The organism is Rhodococcus sp. RCBS9, from assembly GCF_029457415.1.
Lineage (GTDB): Bacteria > Actinomycetota > Actinomycetes > Mycobacteriales > Mycobacteriaceae > Rhodococcus_F > Rhodococcus_F qingshengii.
Map to the genome: position 1 here is coordinate 5,577,553 of NZ_CP120422.1, position 18,797 is coordinate 5,596,349.

Consider the following 18,797-nt stretch of genomic DNA (forward strand, 5'->3'; position numbering starts at 1 on the left):
AGGTTCGACGACCGGGCTCAGTGCCTGAAAGTCCTCACAGACGAAGGGGCGGCGGTTGCGTTGGCAACCGCCGCCCCTTCGGGGTGTGGCAGACCGATCAGATGCTGTCCGATACCTCGAACACGAACTCGACCTCGACGGCACTGTTTCGGGGTAGTTCGGCGACGCCGATCGCTGAGCGGGCGTGTTGTCCAGCCGAACCGAAGATCTCGGCCAGCAGGTCGGACGCACCGTTGATCACCTGGGGTTGCTGCGAAAATCCGGATCCGGACGCAACAAATCCAACGACCTTGACGACCCGAACGATGCGATCGAGCCCGACCAAGGCATCGACTGCCGCGAGTCCGTTGAGAGTGCACAACCGCGCCGCCTGGGCGGCGTCTTCGACGGAGACGCCCTCGCCCAACTTGCCGATGCACGTCGTAGTGCCGTCGACGAGCGGCAATTGCCCCGATGTATAGACGTATGACCCCGTCTGAACGGCGGGAAGGTATGAGCCTGCGGGGGTGGCAACAGGCGGGAGGGTCAGGTCGAGTGCGGCGAGTCGTGCGGTCCAGGTACTTGCGTCGTTCATCGGTTCCTCAATGGGTTCTTTTGTCCGGGAATGGTGTTCGAGTCTGTCATCGGGAGTCTCGGCAAGTCCAAGTCGTATTTGCGCCCACCCCATCACTTTTGGTGATATTCGCCGTCGTCGGATTCAAAATGGTGTTCGAGTTGGCCACCTAAACTGTGTCGTATGTCGTCAATTCGTAACATCTCACTGGGGATACCTGTCCGTTCCGGTCACATACTCATACTCGACGGCACGGACTCTGTCACGGGGGAGAACTTTCATCGATTGATCGGTGGCGGTATCGAGTTCGGTGAGACGGCCGAGGCAGCGCTGCGGCGCGAGTTCGCGGAGGAACTCGGCGTCACGTTGGGAAGCGTCGAGTTGCTCGAGGTCGTAGAGAACATCTTCGAGTTCGAGGGGCGACCTGGGCATGAGATTGTCCATGTCTTTGCAGTCGACTCGGCTGACATCGATGCGTTTCCGCTCGACGTGCAACTCCGAGTCCTAGACGAAGGTAGTCCAGTCCACTGGGTATTGAGTGGTGGGTCCGACCGCCCCATCTACCCGGCCGAAGCTGCCCGCATTATCAAGGCCCTGGTTCAGTAGGGGAATCCGTTGCCGGAACACGAGTGGCCGCAAAGGTTGCTCCTCAACAATTTTCGGTCAATCAGGATTGTTCGGACTGGATTCCTGGAAATCATGGATATCGAACGTATATTCGAATAATGTTGAGGAATGTTCGATGACGGAGTAGGAAGTTCGGGTACCGCAGCGCAGCTGTCCGGTGCTGAATCCGACTGCGCCCTCATCGATCTCATCGCCGATCTGCATGCGCGCGAATCGATGCTCGTGGAACGGAAACTGGCTGCCATTGCCGAGTTTTTCGAGCGTCGCAGCGCTGACCACACTGATAACGGTGCTTGGTCGTCTACCGCTCACGAACTGGCTGAGGCCGAGCTCGGCGCGGCATTGACCATGGGCCGTGCCGCAGCGGGAAAGTTGATCGGTCTCGGCTTTTCTCTCAAGACTCGCCTCCATCGCACGCGTGCCGCCATGGCGCGCGGAGAACTGGATCTGTATCGAGTCGGATTGATCGACTCCGCTACGGCCAACGTAGCCGACGATTTGATCGACGAGGTGGAACGGCAACTCCTCGAGAAGATCTCGGCGCCACCGATGCCTGGCGGTACCGGCTTGACGGGTCGCCGATTGACAGCGGCTATCGACCGGATCGTCGCCGTGGTGGATCCCGAGGGGATACGCGAACGTCGACGCCGCGCCCTGGCTGATCGGTTCGTGGGTGTGAGCGCTGCCGAGGATGGAATGGCGCGGATATTGGGGAGTATTCCGGCGGAGGAAGCACGGGCTTTCGACCGTCGGTTGCGGGAGTTGGCAATGTCGGTGTGTCGACACGATTCCCGTAAGTACGAGCAACGACGAGCTGACGCATTGGGAGCGTTGGTATCCGGGTCGACGATTCTGCCGTGCGATTGCGGCCGGGACGAGTGCCCACAAGATCGAAGCGGGATTGTGGTGGTGCGTCGGCCGTTGGTTCACGTGGTCATGCTGGAATCAACGCTTCAGGGCGGTGACGCACCAGGTGCAGACGAACCCGCTCACCTCGACGGTTATGGAGTGATCAGTGCAGAGCATGCGCGTGACATCGCCGCGGGTGCGCTGATTCGGAAGGTGAAGGTACCAGCCGATGCCGCGCTCGAGTCTTCCGGTGAGGGCGAGCCAGTACCTCCGCCCGTTGTTCCTTCGGCGTCGGTCTACCGCCCCGGCGCTGTCCTCGACACCTGGGTGCGGGTGATCGCAGGAAGCTGCCAGTGGTTGCACTGCGATGTCGCTGCATGGAATTCAGATCTTGATCACACTGAGCCCTTTGATCATCGCGATCCCACTTGTGGTGGAAAGACCGTGGCGTCGAATCTGAGTGCGTATTGTCGAAACCATCACCGCCTCAAGCATTCCGGTCAGTGGTTGCATATCTCGAACCCGGACCGGAGTGTCATGCTGACCTCGCCGACCGGACATTGCTACCGAACGAGGCCGTCAGGTCTGCTGGCGGGAATGCTCGAGCCTGTACTGCCCGAGGGTGGTCGGCGTCGGCGCACACGTCTGGAGAACAAGGCCGCTCGTGTGTGGGGGGAACGCCGGCGTCAGCGGATACGGATGCACCGGCGGATGAAGAAGGCACAGAGGAGGACCTTCGACGGCGGAGACGATCCACCGCCATTCTGAGTCGATGCGCCCCGTCGCTCAGTGTTTTCGGATGCCCACTTTGGTGGCCGGGGGTGCGTCAGGCATTGTGTGAAGGTCGGTAGACGTCGGTACACGGGAAGATGTGGAGCATCGATGGCGAGGATCGAAGAAATTCTGGAGTTGGAACGCCTCGAGCGGGACATCTTTCGAGGAATCATCGCGGAGACCACCCTGACCCGCACTTTCGGCGGCCAGGTCGCCGGACAGGCATTGGTGTCGGCGGTACGCACGGTCGATCCGGCCTACTCGGTTCATTCGTTGCACGGATATTTCCTGCGTCCGGGAAATCCGATGGAGCCGACGGTTTTTCTGGTTGATCGTGTTCGGGACGGTCGATCGTTCGCGACCCGCTTGGTCACCGGAATTCAAGACGGGCAAGCCATTTTCACGATGTCGGCGTCCTTCCACGTCCAAGACGAAGGCATCGAGCACCAGGACGAGATGCCACCCGTTCCTGACCCCGAGACCTTGGCCATCGCCCAGGATTCGGAGGATCCCGAGACTGCGTGGCTGGCGCGTGAGTGGTCCGATTGGGACCTTCGAATGGTGCCGAAGGCCGACATCGACAAACGTCCGGGCGCTGCCGCGCAGCAGCAAGTGTGGTTCCGTTCCCGCGAGGCACTCCCGGACGACCCGGTATTTCACGTGTGCACGCTTGCCTACATGAGCGACATGACGCTGCTCGGATCTTCCCGCGGCCCCCACATGGACGTCGCCATGCAAAGCGCTTCGCTCGATCACGCCATGTGGTTCCTGCGGCCGTTCCGCGCCGACGAGTGGCTGTTGTACGACCAGACGTCGCCGTCAGCGGGCTTCGGTCGCGCCCTGACGCAGGGACGAATCTTCGACAGCCGAGGAAATATGGTTGCTGCAGTCGTCCAGGAGGGTCTGACCAGGCTGTATCGCCCGAAGTGAGGTCGGCCGACGTGAGAACAATCGCAGTGAGACCTTCACTGGCGAGACCGCACCGCAGGCCGGGCCGGATGGTCGTATCTGACCTCGAAATCGACCTCCTCGGACACTTCTGATCGGTGTTCGAGGAGTGCCTCGACGGTCCACAGATCTGCCTCCGGTGTGTGCCGCCGCATGGCAGGTTCGCTCATGTCCAGGCGGACGCTGACGTCGAACTCCAGCCCGCGCCCGAGCAACATCGGACCGGCGATCACGATGACCGCGCGCTCATGGACGGGGATACGGGTCGAACGAGCCGATCGATCGGTGGGTTCGTCCCAGAGTTTCGGCAAGAACGCCCGTTTGGTGCGGGCTGCGGTGATCACTTCACGATCGAGTGCCCGATAGTCGAACCAGATAGTGCGGTAACTCAGCGCATCCTCGTGGCCGAACTCGTATCGCAGCGAAGCCGGCCGTACGTAGTCGTGCAGTGACACAACAGCACTCGGCCTGTCGCGCGACTCGAGGGCGGTGCCAACCAGATCCGCGAGCCGAGACGGCTGTGCACAATCAGGTCCGTCGATCGCTACTACCGCCACCGACGGAAACGATCCGCTAAGCGTTGCAATCTGCTCGGCCAAGGCGAGGGGACTGGACGGGATGAATGTACTCACGCCCACCATGGTGCCGTGCCCGCTCGCCGAGGCGATATTGTGAACCGTCATCGCGCCCAGTGCGGCGGTCTATGTTTTCGGAGGACTCATGGTTGGTATCGAGGAGATCCTCGCGCTCGAACACCTGGAGAAGGACATCTTCCGTGGTGCGGTCCATCCCACCGCACTTCAACGGACGTTCGGCGGGCAGGTTGCCGGGCAGTCGTTGGTTTCTGCCGTGAGCACCGTTGACGAGAGCTACCACGTGCACTCGTTGCACGGATATTTCCTGCGCCCGGGCAATCCGAAGATTCCGACGGTCTACCTGGTGGACCGCATCCGCGACGGGCGCTCGTTCTGCACCCGCCGGGTGAATGCAGTTCAGGACGGCAAGACGATCTTCACGATGTCGGCCTCGTTCCACGTCGACGACGAAGGTATCGAGCACCAGGACCGGATGCCCTCCGTTCCGGCGCCGGAGGACTTGCCGGACGCGCAGACCGTTCCGAAGTTGGCTGAATCGCAGTTCTATCAGGAGTGGAAGAACTGGGACATCAGAATTGTGCCCGCTGAGCAGAGCGCGTCAGCGCCGGATCTCGCTGCGCAACAGCGCGTGTGGATGCGCTACCGCGAGGCTCTGCCGGATCGTCCGCTGCTGCACATCTGCACCCTCGCGTACCTCAGTGACATGACCCTGCTCGGAACTTCCAAAGTCCCGCACCGCGGCGTGAAGACGCAGACTGCTTCGCTCGATCACGCGATGTGGTTCCTGCGTCCGTTCCGGGCCGACGAGTGGTTGCTCTACGACCAGACGTCGCCGTCGGCAGGTTTTGGTCGCGCGCTCACTCAGGGGCGTATCTACGATCGCGATGGCAACATGGTGGCAGCGGTGGTTCAGGAGGGTTTGACGCGTCTCGAACGCGAACCCGACAGCCATGAGAGCAAGAACAGCCGTGAGAACAAGACAGGAACTGTGTGATGACGCGTCCGTTGATCGGTGTACTCGCCCTCCAAGGTGATGTTCGCGAACACCTTGCCGCACTCGATGATTCGGGAGCGGATGCGGTGGGTATCCGGCGCCCGGAGGAACTCGACAAGGTCGACGGCATCGTGATCCCCGGTGGCGAATCCACCACGATGAGCCGGCTTCTGCAGGTATTCGAGCTGCTGGAACCGCTTCGTGAGCGACTCCGCGGCGGGCTGCCGGCCTACGGATCGTGTGCGGGCATGATTCTGCTCGCCAGCGAGGTACTAGACACCCGGCCGGACGCCGAGCATCTCGGCGCCATCGACATGACGGTGCGCCGCAACGCTTTCGGTCGGCAGGTCGATTCTTTCGAGTCCGACCTGGAGTTCGAGGGCATCATCGGTGATCCCATTCGCGCCGTCTTCATCCGCGCGCCGTGGGTGGAGCGAGTTGGGCCGGGCGTTGAGGTCCTTGCGCAGGTTCCCGCCGCCGCGGGGGAGGCCGCAGGCCGGATCGTCGCGGTTCGGCAGGGCTCGGTGATCGCCACTTCTTTCCATCCCGAGGTTACCGGGGACCGTCGAGTGCACGAGATGTTCGTCGATCTGGTTCGCGGATAACTGGAGTAGTCAGCCTCGGCCGAACCTACAGCTCCAGTTCGCGGGCAAGGATCGCCGCCTGGACGCGTGAGGTGAGGTGCAACTTCGACAGAACTCGCGACACGTGCGACTTCACCGTCGGAGCACCGACTCCGAGTTCACGCGACAGTTCGGCGTTGGACATACCCGTCCCCAACAGCGCGAGGACCTCGCGTTCACGGTCGGTGAGCTCGCTCAATCCCAGCGGTTCGGTGGGTTTGGGTGCGCGCTGCACGAACTCGCCGATCAGGACACGCGCCGCGCGCGGAGCGAGCACTGCATCTCCGGCCGCGACGTTGCGGATAGCGCTGGTCAGCTCGTCCGCGGTCGCAGTCTTGAGCAGGAATCCCGAAGCACCGGCGCGCAGGGCCGCGAAGACGTATTCGTCGAGGTCGAAGGTGGTCAACACCAGAACCCGGCTGCGGGTCGTCCCGATGATCTGACGCGTCGCCTCGATGCCGTCGGTGCCTGGCATCCGGACGTCCATGAGTACGATGTCGGGTTGATGCGTGCGGGTGACGGTGATCGCCGACGCTCCGTCACCGGCTTCTGCGACGACATCGATGTCGTCGTGCTGCCGCAGGATCATCGCGAGTCCCGACCGGATCGCGGCGTGGTCGTCGACCAGGGCGACGGTGATCACCGATCCGTTCCGTTCGGCGCGGGGACCGGTATCTGTGCGCATACCGTCCATTCTCCGTCGACCGGAAGTGCGTCGAGTGAACCGCCCAGCAGTTCGGCGCGGTGACGCATGTTTGCAAGTCCGTGCGTTCCCGCCCGAAAATTGGATGTGTCGCGACCGACGGGGTTTCGGATCTCGATCTGTAATGCATTGTGCTGGAGAGAGATCGACATCGAGATTGGCGCGCCAGGCGCATGCTTGAGTGCGTTGGTCAAGGCTTCTTGGGTGATCCGATACGCCGTGTGATCGACCACGCTCGGCAGGTTGGCAGCATCGACGTCGATCGCAACGTGCACAGTGCCGCCGGCTGCCCGAACTGCGTCCAGGACGACGGGCAACTCGGTCAGCCGCGGCGGAGAGGAACGCGGGTCCGGGGTCTCGTCGTCCCCGGCGTGGAGCAGTTCGATCATCGAGCGCATCTCGGAAAGGCCCGCGAGACTGCTCGATCTGATCGCCCCGATCATCTCCCGCAAGCCGTCGTCTGGTTCGCCCCGTTCACCGGAGAGAGCTGAGGTGGACAGTGCCGCCTCCGAGTGGATGGCGATGGCGGAGAGGTGGCTTGCGATCACGTCGTGCAGATCGCGCGCCATGGTCGCGCGTTCGTGAGCGACCGCGGCCTCGCGGTCCAGAGCGGCGAGTGCTTCGTGGACTCTGGAACGCTCGCGTTCGGCCTCGGTCAGTTCGACTTGTCGACGGATGACCAGTGCCCACCACACCGGTGTACCGAAGAACAGAGCGGTCACGACGCCCGCCCCAGCCGCAGCGCGGACGTCCTGGGTGGACAGGTAGACGAGGGCGGTGAGCGCGGCAACCGTCACTGCGGTCAGAGAACAGACCACTCGGCCCAACCGCGCCGTCCCGTACAGAACTGCGGCGTAGGTGAGATCCGAGAGGACCAGCCACATCGGCAGGGTGGGTCCCAGGGCGGCGTCGACCGCGACGATGACGGCCCCCGCCGCCAAGGCTGTTGCCGGATGCACCCGCCGGAACGAGTCGATCGCACACAGCAGAGCCAACATCGCGATCCGAACCGCGGCGGGAACGTCGGCGACACCTCCGACATCGGTCCACATTTGGTACAGGCCGACCAGGTAGAGGAGTACCCCGATCGCGAACAGGCCGAAGGCGATGAGCGGATCGTTCCACTTGCCGACACTCCGACTTCTGGTCACCACAGACTTATCAGAGCACATCGGTGCGCCTGACCTGTCATACCAAATGATGAGGTCGGCTTTGTTCCGATGACTGATGTGCGGATTCGAGAGAGAAGACAGGCTCGGCGTATGAAGATTCGTTTCGAGTTGATGATCGGCATTCTCTTGGTCGTCGGTGGCGGCTGTCTGTGGCTGTTCGCGCGTGACGCCGAGTTCTTCTGGTTTCGCGGCGGGCCACTCGGCGTGATCCTCGCGATCATCGGTGCCTTCGACATCGTGAATGCAGTCCGAACGAGGGAGACAGCGATACCCGAGCGCCGAAACGACTGAGGTGGAACTCGTCCTGCTCACCACGCTGGGCGGGCTCGCCCTGCTGGACAGTACGAGCATCGGAACATTGGTCGTCCCGGTCTGGATGTTGTTGATGCCGGGACGACCGCAGGTTCGCAGGCTGCTGACGTATCTGGTGGTCATCACGACGTTCTATTTTGTTGTCGGGGTGGCAGTCTGGACGACGGCACGGGCAGGTATGCCTGTCGTCGCCCCGCTGCTCGAAACCCCCGCCGCCCGCGGTACGCAGTTGATACTCGGTATCGCGTTGTTCGCGTGGAGCTTTCGATTCGATTCCGAGAAGAGGCGCACATCCGGTCAGGCCGATCGAACTCATGTTTGGCGAGAGCGGGTGCTCGGCTCGGGCAGTTCCGCGAGAAGTGTTGTACTTCTGGCAATTGCTGCCGGGACCGCCGAGTTGGTGACGATGCTGCCCTACTTGGCGGCGATCGCGATGATCACCGCTGCTGGGCTGTCCGCAGTCACGTCTGCGTCGATACTTGCCGGATACTGCCTGATCATGGCCACTCCGGCAGTGCTTCTGTTGTGCGGGCGGATCGTGGCCGGCGACCGACTGGACAAGCCGCTGAGCGGGGTGGACTCGTTCATCTCACGCCACGGCGACAGCGCGATGGGTTGGGTGTTCGGCATTGCCGGCTTCTACCTCGCCGGCAATGCCGCTGCCGTGTTGTTCGTGAATTGACGTTGTTCGTGAATCAACCAGCCTGAACCAACGAATTGATCAGCTTCACACCGTCTTCCGGGTGATCGACGGTCACGGCGAACAGTCGTCCGTTCTCGAGAGTGACCACGATGGCCTCACCCGAGCGGAGAGTGACGGCTGTTCCGCGAGGTGTGATCCGGTAACCCCATCCACCCCATTCGGCCGGACGTATCGCGTCGACCGATGCGGACTTCACCTTCGAGATGGGGATCTTCTTCCATCGAACGCCCCAGGAACTGATGCCGACACTGTGACGGTCGACGCGCACGGTGACCGACGCGAATGCTGTGACGGCGAGGGTGGACACACCCAGGATCACGGCAACCCACCAATCCGAGTACGCGGCAGTCGCGATCACGAGAACTACGAGGCCGGCGGTAACGATCCACGGCCAGACGCTGCGGACCTGCCCGACCCACACTGCACGTTCGGAGGCCGTCAGCGGAGTGTCGAGCGTCGGGGTCGGCAGTGGCGACTCCGGGCCGCTTCGTTGCTGGTCAGGCAGCGCGTATGCCAGAACTCCTACGAGTACCGCCGCGATCGGCGCAAGAATCCACCAGCCGATACGCGCGGCTTCCGGCGACCCGGCGTCGATCGTCAGGGCGACGCTCAGAATCCAGATCGTCGCCAGTGTCGCACTCGAGATCGAGGTTACGGCGAGAAACAAGGGCGCGTTGTCGCTCGAACGGGCCGCGACGACACACGCGCAAACGACTGCCACCAGTGAAATCACCAGCGCGATGGCGAAAAACGTCGTCGTGGTGCTGAAGCCGTCCGGGGTCGATCCGGACCAATGGCTCGCGACGGTCTCGGGTAGGCGGTCACCCCACGCGAAGCGTGCGAGAACCAGGATCAGGGTCGGGGTCAGAGTCAGCGAAGCTGCTGTCCAGAGTCGGATCTTGCTGGTCGTCATTGTGTGCTGGTCTCCTTGATGAGGTCGAGCATGTGCGCAGTGTCGAGTCCGAGATTTCGGGCCTGCCGTACGAACTCGCGCGCAGATTCGTTGAGAGCTGTTCTTCCCGAGTCGAATTCGGCGCGAATGACGGCGCCACGTCCGCGTCGGAGGTCGATCAGGCCTTCGTCGCGCAGTGTTGCGTACGCCCGAAGAACTGTGTGGAGATTGACGTCGATCGACTCGGCGAGAGCGCGAGCGGACGGCAGACGGTCACCGGGACCGATCTCACCGCGGATGACCGAGCCACGAACCCCGGCCGCAATCTGCTCCGCGAGTGGAGTTGTGGAGGCGTGATCTATTCGCACCAACATGTTTGCATTCTATGCAAACAATGCGTGGTTTGACTAATTCGTGTCGGGGGATGCAGCGAGTTGTGACGTTGGGACGGGTAACATCGGCAGAGCTGAAAGACGCGCATTCGGCGTGCGCAACGCAGCAGGAAAGGGGCTTGAATCGCATGAGCGGCCACTCAAAATGGGCCACCACCAAGCACAAGAAGGCTGTGATCGACGCACGTCGTGGCAAATCCTTCGCGAAGCTGATCAAGAACATCGAGGTGGCGGCACGAACCGGCGGTGGCGATCCCACGGGCAACCCCACCTTGTACGACGCCATCCAGAAGGCGAAGAAGACGTCTGTTCCCAATGACAACATCGAGCGTGCGCGCAAGCGCGGCGCCGGTGAAGAAGCGGGCGGCGCAGACTGGCAGACCATCATGTACGAGGGCTACGGACCCAACGGCGTCGCCGTTCTGATCGAGTGCCTCACCGACAACCGCAACCGCGCAGCCGGTGAAGTTCGCACCGCGATGACCCGTAACGGTGGCAACCTCGCTGACCCGGGTTCGGTCTCCTACCTGTTTGCTCGCAAGGGTGTCGTCACACTCGAGAAGAACGGCCAGTCGGAGGACGACGTGCTGATGGCTGTGCTCGACGCCGGTGCCGAGGAAGTCACCGATCTCGGTGAAACCTTCGAAATCGTCAGTGAGCCACAGGATCTGGTTGCCGTACGGTCGGCACTTCAGGAAGCCGGCATCGACTACGACTCCGCCGAAGCCGATTTTCGCGCTTCCGTCGAGGTTCCCTTGGATGTCGACGGCGCACGCAAGATCTTCAAGCTCGTCGACGCGCTCGAAGATTCTGACGACGTGCAGAACGTCTACACCAACATCGATCTGTCCGACGAGGTTCTCGCGGCTCTCGAAGACTGATTGTTTTTCAACTCAACCCGGCCCTGACGTCCGCGTCCGGGCCGGGTTGCGTGTTGATGCGGGGTAGTAGTCCCGCGCACCGCTAAGCTATCGAACAGCTGTTCGGTATGGAGAGGTGTGACAAGTGCGCGTGCTCGGAGTGGACCCAGGCTTGACTCGCTGCGGGTTGGGAGTGGTCGACGGGAGCAACGGCAGGAAAGTGCGCCCCATTGCGGTCGACGTGGTGCGGACTCCGGCCGAGATGGACCTCGGTTCTCGGCTTCTGCGGATCTCCGATGCGGCTGAACTGTGGATCGAGCAGTACAAGCCGGAGGTGGTCGCGATCGAGCGCGTGTTCGCGCAGCACAACGTCAGTACCGCGATGGGGACGGCGCAAGCAGGCGGAGTTGTCGCGCTCGCTGCCGCCAGACGCGGCATTCCGGTGTGTTTCCACACGCCCAGCGAGGTGAAGGCCGCCGTCACCGGCAGCGGTAACGCAGACAAGGCGCAGGTCACTGCGATGGTGACGCGAATCCTGAATTTGAAGACGGCGCCGAAACCGGCTGACGCTGCCGACGCTCTGGCGCTGGCGATCTGTCACTGCTGGCGAGCACCGATGATCGAGCGGATGGCCCGCGCCGAGGCGATGGCCGCTGAACAAATGCGTAAGTATCAGGCAAAATTGGCCGAGACGAAGAAGGCAGGTTCACGATGATCGCGTCGGTACGCGGCGAGGTACTCGATATTGCGCTCGATCACGCGGTCATCGAAGCGTCAGGTGTCGGCTATCGGGTCAATGCCACCCCGGTGACTCTCGGTGCGCTGCACCGGGGAAGCGAAGCGCGACTGTTCACGACGATGATCGTTCGCGAAGACTCGATGACGCTGTACGGTTTTTCCGATACCGAGTCGAAGGACCTGTTCAGCCTCCTGCAGACGGTTTCCGGAGTCGGACCGCGCCTGGCGATGGCAACTCTCGCAGTTCTCGAACCGGACGCGTTGCGGCGGGCGCTCTCGGAAGGCAACCTGACGGCGTTGACGAGGGTGCCCGGTATCGGAAAACGCGGCGCCGAGCGCATGGTTGTCGAACTGCGTGACAAGGTCGACGCCGTCGCGACGACGGCTGGCGCGGCGTCCGGTGTCGTCGTCGGCAGCTCGATCCGTGATCAGATCGTCGAGGCTCTCGAAGGTCTGGGCTTCCCGATCAAGCAGGCTGAGCAGGCCACGGATTCGGTTCTGGCGGAATCGCCCGAGGCCACCACGTCGGTCGCACTGCGTTCTGCTCTGTCGCTGCTCGGTAAGACTCGATGAACTTCGACCCGATCGACGATTTCGACGACGAGTCGCAGGTCTCTGCCGAATTGGTGGCGGGAGACGGTGATGTCGAAGCGAGTCTGCGCCCCAAGAGTCTCGACGACTTCATCGGTCAACCTCGTGTTCGCGAACAACTGCAGCTCGTGCTCACCGGAGCAAAACTTCGCGGCAGCACGCCTGATCACATCCTGATGTCCGGTCCCCCCGGGCTGGGCAAGACGTCGATGGCGATGATCATCGCGGGGGAGTTGGGCTCTTCTCTGCGGTTGACGTCCGGACCGGCGCTCGAACGCGCCGGAGACCTGGCCGCGATGCTGAGCAACCTCGTCGAGGGCGACGTGTTGTTCATCGACGAGATTCACCGAATCGCTCGTCCGGCCGAGGAGATGTTGTACCTGGCGATGGAAGACTTCCGTGTCGACGTCGTCGTCGGTAAGGGGCCGGGTGCCACGTCGATTCCTCTGGAGGTTGCACCGTTCACGCTGGTCGGTGCGACTACCCGATCCGGTGCGCTGACCGGTCCGCTGCGCGATCGTTTCGGATTCACCGCGCACATGGATTTCTACGAACCCGAAGAGCTGCAACAGATTCTGATGCGTTCGGCCGGAATTCTGGGCGTCGATCTCGAAGTTGACGCCGGCGCCGAAATCGCACGACGCTCGCGGGGGACACCGCGTATCGCGAACCGATTGCTGCGCCGGGTTCGCGACTTCGCCGAGGTGCGCGCCGACGGAATCGTCACCATGGACGTCGCTCAGGCGGCCTTGGCCGTCTACGACGTGGACCAGTTGGGCTTGGACCGTCTCGACCGTTCGGTACTGAGTGCTTTGGTGCGTTCGTTCGGCGGCGGGCCCGTCGGCGTGTCGACGCTTGCGGTGGCCGTCGGCGAGGAACCGTCGACGGTGGAAGAAGTGTGCGAGCCGTTCCTGGTCCGGGCCGGAATGATCGCCCGGACGCCGCGAGGACGTGTGGCTACCGCCGCTGCCTGGACTCAACTCGGAATGACACCGCCGCCGGATGCCGCAGCGGGCGGTATCGAGGTTCGTGTCAACGAACCGCAGGCCACGTTGTTCGATCCGAACGGCGAGTGAATTTCGACTGGAAAGGCCTACTTGAACGGCCGATCTGTCAGGAATCCTCAGCAACTAATGGCACACTGGTGTATTGCGTAGGTCCATCCGGGACCATCGCGGCGTAAAACGTGCAACACAACCGAGGTTGATCAACACATGTCGAGTTTGCTTTTCCCCCTCTTGATCCTCGCACTGCTGGTGCCCATGTTCCTGGGCATGCGCAAGCAGAAGAAGGCCTTGGCCGCGACTTCCGAGATGCAGGACTCGCTGCAGGTCGGCGATCGGGTGCAGACCACGGCCGGGCTCTACGCCACGATCGCTTCGCTGGACGACGACACCGTGGACCTCGAGATCGCGGACGGTGTCATCACCACCTGGTCGCGTCTGGTCATCCGTGAGCGCGTCGTCGAGACGACCGAGACCGACGAGTACGACGACGACTCGATTTCCGAGATCGAAGAGTCTGCTGCCGACACCGAAATCCGGCTCACCAAGGAGTCCTGACTTCGTCGAACTGGTACGTGTTCTAGAGTTGTGAACTCGGACACACGTCCAGATTGTCTTGTCCGCTCTTACACCAGCAGCTCAGTTCACCCCGTTGATCAATCGTTGCAGTTCGAACGCCGCAGCTCGGGTGGTCGTCGACCACCCGAGCCGTGCACTTACTGAAGCTCTGCACCTACCGAGGAGACTTAAAGATCGTGGCACCTTCCACCGGAACGGTGCATCCGGTCCGCTACCTGGCCCTTTTCGGGGTCCTGGTAGTGGCACTGTATGCCCTGGTGTTCTTCACTGGAGACAAGTCGGCCACGCCGAAACTCGGCATCGACCTGCAGGGTGGAACGCGCGTCACGTTGACCGCTCGTACCCCGGACGGCAGCGCTCCCAGTCAGGACAGTCTCAAGCAGGCTCAGGAAATCATCGAGACCCGCGTCAACGGTCTCGGCGTTTCCGGTTCCGAGGTCGTTGTCGACGGTGACAACCTCGTCATCACCGTTCCCGGCGACGACAGTGCGCAGGCTCGCTCGCTCGGCCAGACCGCTCGTCTGTACATCCGCCCGGTGACGGGTTCGATCGACGTCGCCACCCGTGACGCGAATCGGACAGCTACGCCTGAGGCGCCGGCGGCCGAAACTCCGGCCACTGATGCACCGGCCCCCGAAGCACCCGCTGACGGGACGCAGACGCCGCAGAACCGTCCGTTCCTGGCTCAGGACCCGACTACTCCCGAGGCAACGCCCGCGCCGCAGACAACGACTCCGGCCCCCACCGGGGACGCGCCGAGCGACGGCACCGACGAAGGCGACGCAGCAGCAGCGGAAATCGCCGCAGCGCGCGCCCTCCGGCAGAGCAGCGATCCGACAGTGCAGCAGCAAGCAGTGGCGAACCTCGACTGCTCCGTCGCGGATCCGCTCCGTGGAAACGACGACCCGACCCTGCCGCTGGTCGCCTGCTCGCAAGACGGACTGAACATCTATCTCCTCGGTCCTTCGATCATCGACGGACAGGAGATTGCCGACGCGTCTTCGGTCTTCAACTCGCAGCAGTCGCGCCACGAGATCAGCCTCTCGTTCAAGACGACCGGCAGCAACACCTGGGCCGAGTTCACCTCAGCCAACATCGGCAAGCAGGCAGCGTTCACGCTCGACTCGAAGGTCGTCAGCGCTCCCACGATTCAAGGTGCAACGCCTGCGGGTAGCGCCACCTCGATCACGGGCAGTTTCACTGCCGAGAGTGCCAAAGAACTTGCCAACACACTGAAGTACGGTTCGCTTCCGCTCTCGTTCGCAGCCTCTGAGGCCGAGACGGTCTCGGCCACGCTCGGCCTGGCCTCACTGCAGGCGGCATTGATCGCCGGCGCGGTCGGTCTCGTTCTCGTTCTGCTGTACTGCCTCGTCTACTACCGCATGCTCGGCGTCCTGACGGCGTTGTCGCTGATTCTCTCCGGAGTCATGGTCTACGCGATCATGGTTCTGCTCGGCAGATACATCGGCTTCACGCTCGACTTGGCCGGCATGGCTGGTCTGATCATCGGTATCGGTATGACCGCCGACTCGTTCGTCGTGTTCTTCGAACGCATCAAGGACGAAATGCGTGAGGGCCGTAGCTTCCGCTCGGCGGTGCCACGCGGTTGGGCAAGAGCACGCCGAACAATTCTTTCCGGCAACGCGGTGAGCTTCATCGCCGCTGCGGTTCTGTACGTGCTGGCGGTCGGACAGGTGCGAGGCTTCGCCTTCACCTTGGGTCTGACGACCATTCTCGACGTGATTGTCGTGTTCCTCGTGACGTGGCCACTGGTCAGCATGGCGTCCCGTTCGGCGTTCTGGTCCAAGCCCAGCGTCAACGGTCTCGGCGCAGTGCAAGAGGTTGCCCGCGAACGTAAGGTTGCCGCCGCTGCGTCGGCTAAGGAGACACGAGCATGAGCGAGTCCAACAACTCCCCGGTGGGGTCCACCAACAGTTCCGCCGCCGAATCCGCCGATGCGGCGGCCCGGTCGGAGATCACCGACTCAGGCGTCGATCAGGGCGCGATGCCCAAGCACAGCTGGCTCTCGCGGCTGTACACCGGAACGGGTGCGTTCGAGGTCGTCGGCAAGCGTCGCTTCTACTACGGACTGACCGGCGCTCTGGTCGCCATTGCGCTGCTGAGCATCATCCTGCGCGGCTTCACCTTCGGTATCGATTTCGAAGGCGGATCACGCATTCAGTTCCCGGCCGAGGGTGGAGTCGAGACGTCGGCGGTGGAAACCGTCTACTCCGACACACTCGGGTTCGAACCGGTCAGCGTGCAGACAGTCGGCTCGGGTGCCAGCGCAACCGTGCAGATCCGGTCGGAGACGTTGAACGCGACGCAGATCAACGATCTTCAGTCGGCTCTCTTCGACGAGTTCCAGCCCAAGGACAAGAACGGGAACCCGTCGGCGCAAGCCATCAGTTTTGCGGACGTGAGTGAAACCTGGGGCGGCCAGATCACCAAGAAGGCGCTGATCGCGCTGATTGTGTTCCTGGTGATCGTGAGTATCTACATCGCCATCCGCTTCGAGCGGGACATGGCGGTAGCTGCGATCGTTGCGTTGTTCTTCGACATCATCGTCACTGCCGGCGTCTACTCGCTCGTCGGTTTCGAGGTGACGCCCGCGACGGTGATCGGTTTGCTCACCATTCTCGGCTTCTCGCTGTACGACACCGTGGTGGTGTTCGACAAGGTCGAAGAGAACACCCGCGGTGTTCTGCATCTGACGCGCCGGACGTACGGCGAGCAGGCCAACCTCGCGGTGAATCAGACCTTGATGCGATCGATCAACACGACGGTCATCAGCGTGCTCCCGGTGATCGCTCTGATGGTTGTCGCGGTCTGGATGCTCGGCGTCGGCACACTCAAGGACCTTGCGCTCGTTCAGCTCGTCGGCATCATCGTGGGTGCGTACTCCTCGATCTTCTTCGCGACGCCGCTCCTGGTGTCGATGAAGGAACGCTGGGGACCCGTTGCCGCGCACACTCGTAAGGTGCTCTCGCGCCGGGCTACGCTGGCCGAGAAAGGTACGCAGACGGTTGCCGTCGGCGCACCAGTTGCACGCCGTGCTCCGGTTGCTCCGCAGCCGGGTGCGCGGCCGACCGGAAAGCGAAACAAGAAGGGGCACTGAACATGCTCCCAAGAACACGCACACTGGTTCGATCGATGACGTTCGTTGCGGCCACCGCTGTGGCTGCGGGTTCGTTGGCGGCCTGCTCGGAAAGCGCCGAGCAGGTTCCGTCCATCGGATATGCCATCGACAACTCCATCTCCACGTACAACGCCAACACGACAGCTGGATCGGTGTCCGGGGCGATGGCCGCGTTCGGCCGGGTGCTTCCCGGCTTCACGTTCACCGGCCCGGCCGGAGCACCTGTCTCCGACACCGACATCGGAACGGCGTCTGAGTTGCCCGGTGACGTGCTCACGGTCTCGTACAAGCTCAATCCGGCGTCCGTGTACTCCGACGGGATTCCGATGTCCTGTGACGATCTCGTCCTCACCTGGGCGGCGTCGAGTGGCAAGTTCACCGAAGACGTCGATGGTGCCGTGAACCCCATGTTCGACACGGCGAACAATCTCGGATACGCGGACATCGACCGGATCGACTGCCAGAGCGGGGCGAAGGACGCGACGGTGTTCTTCAGACCCGGGCGATCGTTCACCGATTGGCGGTCGTTGTTCGGTGCGACTGCGTTGATGCCTTCACACGTCGTGACGCAGCGCACGGGTGTCAGCGACGTGGTGAGCGCGGTGAATGCCGGTGACACCGAAGCGTTGTCGAAGATCGCGGACTTCTGGAACACCGGGTGGAACCTGACTCCAGGTCAGGTGGACACCTCCGTACTGCCCTCCGCTGGTCCGTATCGAATCGACTCGTACAGTACCGACGACGGCCTGGTGCTGGTCGCGAACGAGCGGTGGTGGGGCAACAAGCCTGCGACCGATCGCATCGTCGTCTGGCCACGTGGTGTGAATCTGACCGAGGATCTCGACAAGAACTCGATCGAGGTAGTCGACGTCGCTTCCGGCTCGGCTGGCGAACTCGGTACTCCGTCCGGGTTCGACGTCCAACAGATTCCGTCGCGGTCGATCGAGCAGTTCGTTCTCGCGACGTCTGGTTCGCTGGGCGACGAAGCCGCCCGTCGAGCGTTCGCGCATTGTGTTCCGCGGACAACTCTGTTCGAGAAGTTCGGGCAGACGGATAACGCGCCGCAGGCTGGTCTGGGTTCCGGCGTGGTCGATTCGCGACTGATGGCGCCGGATTCACTCGTGTACAGCGACGCCGCTGCGGTCGACGGTGACCGGTACGCCAATGCCGACGTCGATGCCGCGAAGACGTCGTTGTCGGAAGCCGATCTCGACCAGTTGACCGTCCGGGTCGGGTACCTCGCACCGGACCCGGTGCGGGCGCAGATCGTCTCCGAAGCGAAAGCCGCGTGTGCTCCGGCGGGAATTACGATCGAGGACGCGAGTACCGACAGCTTCGATCCTGCGAGTCTGCAGTCCGGGGGAGTCGACGCTGTGCTTTCCGGCATGGCAGGCAAAGTCGGGGCAGGCGGAACAGTGAGCATGATCGACGCGCGCGGAGCGCTGCGATCGGGCAACGGCGCAAACCTCGGTACGTACGGAAATGCCAGGATCGATCAGATCATCGATCAGTTGAACGTGGATGCGAGCACGAGTGCGCAATTGGGACTCTCGGTGGAGGCGGAGAACATCCTTTGGACCCAGGTGCCTACGATTCCACTGTTCAATCAACTACGAACTGTCGCTGTAGCTCCAGGCATGTCGGCAGTGTTGGTCAATCCGACTCGGGCCGCTACCGGCTGGAACATGGACAGATGGGTATTACGCAGATGAGCGTCTCGAATGGTGTTGCCTTGCACACGCCTGAAG

Annotated in this window: 21 protein-coding genes; 15 read left to right on the forward strand and 6 right to left on the reverse strand. The window is 62.6% G+C overall.

The window, feature by feature from the left end:
- Positions 1 to 97: 97 nt before the first annotated feature.
- Positions 98 to 574 carry a RidA family protein gene (locus P0M12_RS26250; protein WP_050656607.1) on the reverse strand — a complete coding sequence of 159 codons (477 nt, stop codon included), beginning with the start codon at positions 572 to 574 and terminating at the stop codon, positions 98 to 100.
- A 162-nt stretch (positions 575 to 736) separates the two neighbouring features.
- On the opposite strand from P0M12_RS26250, the gene P0M12_RS26255 reads away from it, so the two are divergent.
- From P0M12_RS26255 to P0M12_RS26265, 3 genes are all read left to right on the forward strand, one after another.
- A complete protein-coding gene (locus P0M12_RS26255) occupies positions 737 to 1,159 on the forward strand; it encodes an NUDIX domain-containing protein (protein WP_042452073.1) in 423 nt (140 codons plus the stop codon).
- A gap of 129 nt (positions 1,160 to 1,288) precedes the next feature.
- Positions 1,289 to 2,797 carry an HNH endonuclease signature motif containing protein gene (locus P0M12_RS26260; RefSeq protein ID WP_277377066.1) on the forward strand — a complete coding sequence of 503 codons (1,509 nt, stop codon included), beginning with the start codon at positions 1,289 to 1,291 and terminating at the stop codon, positions 2,795 to 2,797.
- Between the two features lie 114 nt (positions 2,798 to 2,911).
- Positions 2,912 to 3,733, forward strand: coding sequence for an acyl-CoA thioesterase II (locus P0M12_RS26265; RefSeq protein ID WP_003943337.1), 822 nt, complete (start codon positions 2,912 to 2,914; stop codon positions 3,731 to 3,733).
- Positions 3,734 to 3,768: 35 nt separating this feature from the next.
- Here the strand turns inward: P0M12_RS26265 and P0M12_RS26270 are convergent, their stop codons facing one another.
- Positions 3,769 to 4,392: a hypothetical protein gene (locus tag P0M12_RS26270; protein WP_125052600.1), complete on the reverse strand. Its 624-nt coding sequence runs from the start codon at positions 4,390 to 4,392 to the stop codon at positions 3,769 to 3,771.
- 79 nt (positions 4,393 to 4,471) lie between these two features.
- Here P0M12_RS26270 and tesB point away from each other — a divergent pair, with 79 nt between their 5' ends.
- The gene (gene tesB / locus P0M12_RS26275; protein ID WP_007732935.1) at positions 4,472 to 5,341 is read left to right on the forward strand and encodes an acyl-CoA thioesterase II; all 870 of its coding nucleotides are present in this window, start codon (positions 4,472 to 4,474) and stop codon (positions 5,339 to 5,341) included.
- Positions 5,341 to 5,946: a pyridoxal 5'-phosphate synthase glutaminase subunit PdxT gene (gene pdxT, locus P0M12_RS26280; RefSeq protein WP_007732937.1), complete on the forward strand. Its 606-nt coding sequence runs from the start codon at positions 5,341 to 5,343 to the stop codon at positions 5,944 to 5,946. The genes tesB and pdxT overlap by 1 nt, the downstream gene beginning before the upstream one ends.
- Before the next feature lie 25 nt (positions 5,947 to 5,971).
- Here the strand turns inward: pdxT and P0M12_RS26285 are convergent, their stop codons facing one another.
- Both P0M12_RS26285 and P0M12_RS26290 read right to left on the reverse strand, forming a co-directional pair.
- The gene (locus P0M12_RS26285; RefSeq protein ID WP_064444552.1) at positions 5,972 to 6,649 is read right to left on the reverse strand and encodes a response regulator transcription factor; all 678 of its coding nucleotides are present in this window, start codon (positions 6,647 to 6,649) and stop codon (positions 5,972 to 5,974) included.
- Positions 6,604 to 7,818: a histidine kinase gene (locus tag P0M12_RS26290; RefSeq protein WP_257233192.1), complete on the reverse strand. Its 1,215-nt coding sequence runs from the start codon at positions 7,816 to 7,818 to the stop codon at positions 6,604 to 6,606. The genes P0M12_RS26285 and P0M12_RS26290 overlap by 46 nt, the downstream gene beginning before the upstream one ends.
- Positions 7,819 to 7,929: 111 nt before the next feature.
- Between P0M12_RS26290 and P0M12_RS26295 the strand changes: the two genes are divergently transcribed.
- Together P0M12_RS26295 and P0M12_RS26300 are read left to right on the forward strand one after the other, a co-directional pair.
- A complete protein-coding gene (locus tag P0M12_RS26295) occupies positions 7,930 to 8,130 on the forward strand; it encodes a hypothetical protein (RefSeq protein WP_003943331.1) in 201 nt (66 codons plus the stop codon).
- A 1-nt stretch (position 8,131) separates the two neighbouring features.
- Complete coding sequence (locus P0M12_RS26300; RefSeq protein WP_277377067.1) at positions 8,132 to 8,833, forward strand: GAP family protein; 702 nt, start codon at positions 8,132 to 8,134, stop codon at positions 8,831 to 8,833.
- Positions 8,834 to 8,846: 13 nt separating this feature from the next.
- Here P0M12_RS26300 and P0M12_RS26305 read toward each other — a convergent pair whose 3' ends face one another.
- Complete coding sequence (locus tag P0M12_RS26305; RefSeq protein WP_116056772.1) at positions 8,847 to 9,767, reverse strand: hypothetical protein; 921 nt, start codon at positions 9,765 to 9,767, stop codon at positions 8,847 to 8,849.
- A complete protein-coding gene (locus P0M12_RS26310) occupies positions 9,764 to 10,120 on the reverse strand; it encodes a GntR family transcriptional regulator (RefSeq protein WP_003943322.1) in 357 nt (118 codons plus the stop codon). Before P0M12_RS26310 ends, P0M12_RS26305 begins: the two co-directional genes overlap by 4 nt.
- A gap of 146 nt (positions 10,121 to 10,266) precedes the next feature.
- Here P0M12_RS26310 and P0M12_RS26315 point away from each other — a divergent pair, with 146 nt between their 5' ends.
- The 8 genes from P0M12_RS26315 (at position 10,267) to P0M12_RS26350 (ending at position 18,761) form a co-directional block, all read left to right on the forward strand.
- Positions 10,267 to 11,019, forward strand: a complete 753-nt coding sequence (locus P0M12_RS26315; RefSeq protein WP_007732951.1) for a YebC/PmpR family DNA-binding transcriptional regulator — start codon at positions 10,267 to 10,269, stop codon at positions 11,017 to 11,019.
- Positions 11,020 to 11,143: 124 nt separating this feature from the next.
- Positions 11,144 to 11,713 carry a crossover junction endodeoxyribonuclease RuvC gene (ruvC, locus tag P0M12_RS26320; protein WP_003943325.1) on the forward strand — a complete coding sequence of 190 codons (570 nt, stop codon included), beginning with the start codon at positions 11,144 to 11,146 and terminating at the stop codon, positions 11,711 to 11,713.
- The gene (gene ruvA / locus P0M12_RS26325; protein ID WP_007732953.1) at positions 11,710 to 12,309 is read left to right on the forward strand and encodes a Holliday junction branch migration protein RuvA; all 600 of its coding nucleotides are present in this window, start codon (positions 11,710 to 11,712) and stop codon (positions 12,307 to 12,309) included. The genes ruvC and ruvA overlap by 4 nt, the downstream gene beginning before the upstream one ends.
- Positions 12,306 to 13,403, forward strand: coding sequence for a Holliday junction branch migration DNA helicase RuvB (gene ruvB / locus P0M12_RS26330; protein ID WP_003943304.1), 1,098 nt, complete (start codon positions 12,306 to 12,308; stop codon positions 13,401 to 13,403). Before ruvA ends, ruvB begins: the two co-directional genes overlap by 4 nt.
- A gap of 138 nt (positions 13,404 to 13,541) precedes the next feature.
- Positions 13,542 to 13,889 (forward strand): preprotein translocase subunit YajC, encoded by a 348-nt coding sequence (gene yajC, locus P0M12_RS26335; RefSeq protein WP_003943339.1) that lies wholly within the window; start codon positions 13,542 to 13,544, stop codon positions 13,887 to 13,889.
- Positions 13,890 to 14,086: 197 nt separating this feature from the next.
- Positions 14,087 to 15,808, forward strand: coding sequence for a protein translocase subunit SecD (secD, locus tag P0M12_RS26340; RefSeq protein ID WP_007732956.1), 1,722 nt, complete (start codon positions 14,087 to 14,089; stop codon positions 15,806 to 15,808).
- A complete protein-coding gene (secF, locus tag P0M12_RS26345) occupies positions 15,805 to 17,028 on the forward strand; it encodes a protein translocase subunit SecF (RefSeq protein WP_007732958.1) in 1,224 nt (407 codons plus the stop codon). The genes secD and secF overlap by 4 nt, the downstream gene beginning before the upstream one ends.
- A 2-nt stretch (positions 17,029 to 17,030) precedes the next feature.
- On the forward strand, positions 17,031 to 18,761 hold the full coding sequence (locus P0M12_RS26350; protein WP_346772256.1) for an ABC transporter substrate-binding protein: 1,731 nt from the start codon (positions 17,031 to 17,033) through the stop codon (positions 18,759 to 18,761).
- Positions 18,762 to 18,797: the final 36 nt, after the last annotated feature.

What these genes read in the sequence shown, in the direction of transcription:
- P0M12_RS26315 (WP_007732951.1), top strand. Translation starts at nt 10,267, where the DNA reads ATGAGCGGCCACTCAAAATGGGCCACCACCAAGCACAAGAAGGCTGTG.
- P0M12_RS26310 (WP_003943322.1), bottom strand. Translation starts at nt 10,120, where the DNA reads ATGTTGGTGCGAATAGATCACGCCTCCACAACTCCACTCGCGGAGCAG.
- yajC (WP_003943339.1), top strand. Translation starts at nt 13,542, where the DNA reads ATGTCGAGTTTGCTTTTCCCCCTCTTGATCCTCGCACTGCTGGTGCCC.
- P0M12_RS26285 (WP_064444552.1), bottom strand. Translation starts at nt 6,649, where the DNA reads ATGCGCACAGATACCGGTCCCCGCGCCGAACGGAACGGATCGGTGATC.
- pdxT (WP_007732937.1), top strand. Translation starts at nt 5,341, where the DNA reads ATGACGCGTCCGTTGATCGGTGTACTCGCCCTCCAAGGTGATGTTCGC.
- P0M12_RS26250 (WP_050656607.1), bottom strand. Translation starts at nt 574, where the DNA reads ATGAACGACGCAAGTACCTGGACCGCACGACTCGCCGCACTCGACCTG.
- P0M12_RS26260 (WP_277377066.1), top strand. Translation starts at nt 1,289, where the DNA reads ATGTTCGATGACGGAGTAGGAAGTTCGGGTACCGCAGCGCAGCTGTCC.
- ruvA (WP_007732953.1), top strand. Translation starts at nt 11,710, where the DNA reads ATGATCGCGTCGGTACGCGGCGAGGTACTCGATATTGCGCTCGATCAC.
- tesB (WP_007732935.1), top strand. Translation starts at nt 4,472, where the DNA reads ATGGTTGGTATCGAGGAGATCCTCGCGCTCGAACACCTGGAGAAGGAC.
- P0M12_RS26305 (WP_116056772.1), bottom strand. Translation starts at nt 9,767, where the DNA reads ATGACGACCAGCAAGATCCGACTCTGGACAGCAGCTTCGCTGACTCTG.
- P0M12_RS26270 (WP_125052600.1), bottom strand. Translation starts at nt 4,392, where the DNA reads ATGGTGGGCGTGAGTACATTCATCCCGTCCAGTCCCCTCGCCTTGGCC.
- P0M12_RS26350 (WP_346772256.1), top strand. Translation starts at nt 17,031, where the DNA reads ATGCTCCCAAGAACACGCACACTGGTTCGATCGATGACGTTCGTTGCG.
- ruvB (WP_003943304.1), top strand. Translation starts at nt 12,306, where the DNA reads ATGAACTTCGACCCGATCGACGATTTCGACGACGAGTCGCAGGTCTCT.
- P0M12_RS26255 (WP_042452073.1), top strand. Translation starts at nt 737, where the DNA reads ATGTCGTCAATTCGTAACATCTCACTGGGGATACCTGTCCGTTCCGGT.
- secF (WP_007732958.1), top strand. Translation starts at nt 15,805, where the DNA reads ATGAGCGAGTCCAACAACTCCCCGGTGGGGTCCACCAACAGTTCCGCC.
- P0M12_RS26295 (WP_003943331.1), top strand. Translation starts at nt 7,930, where the DNA reads ATGAAGATTCGTTTCGAGTTGATGATCGGCATTCTCTTGGTCGTCGGT.
- P0M12_RS26265 (WP_003943337.1), top strand. Translation starts at nt 2,912, where the DNA reads ATGGCGAGGATCGAAGAAATTCTGGAGTTGGAACGCCTCGAGCGGGAC.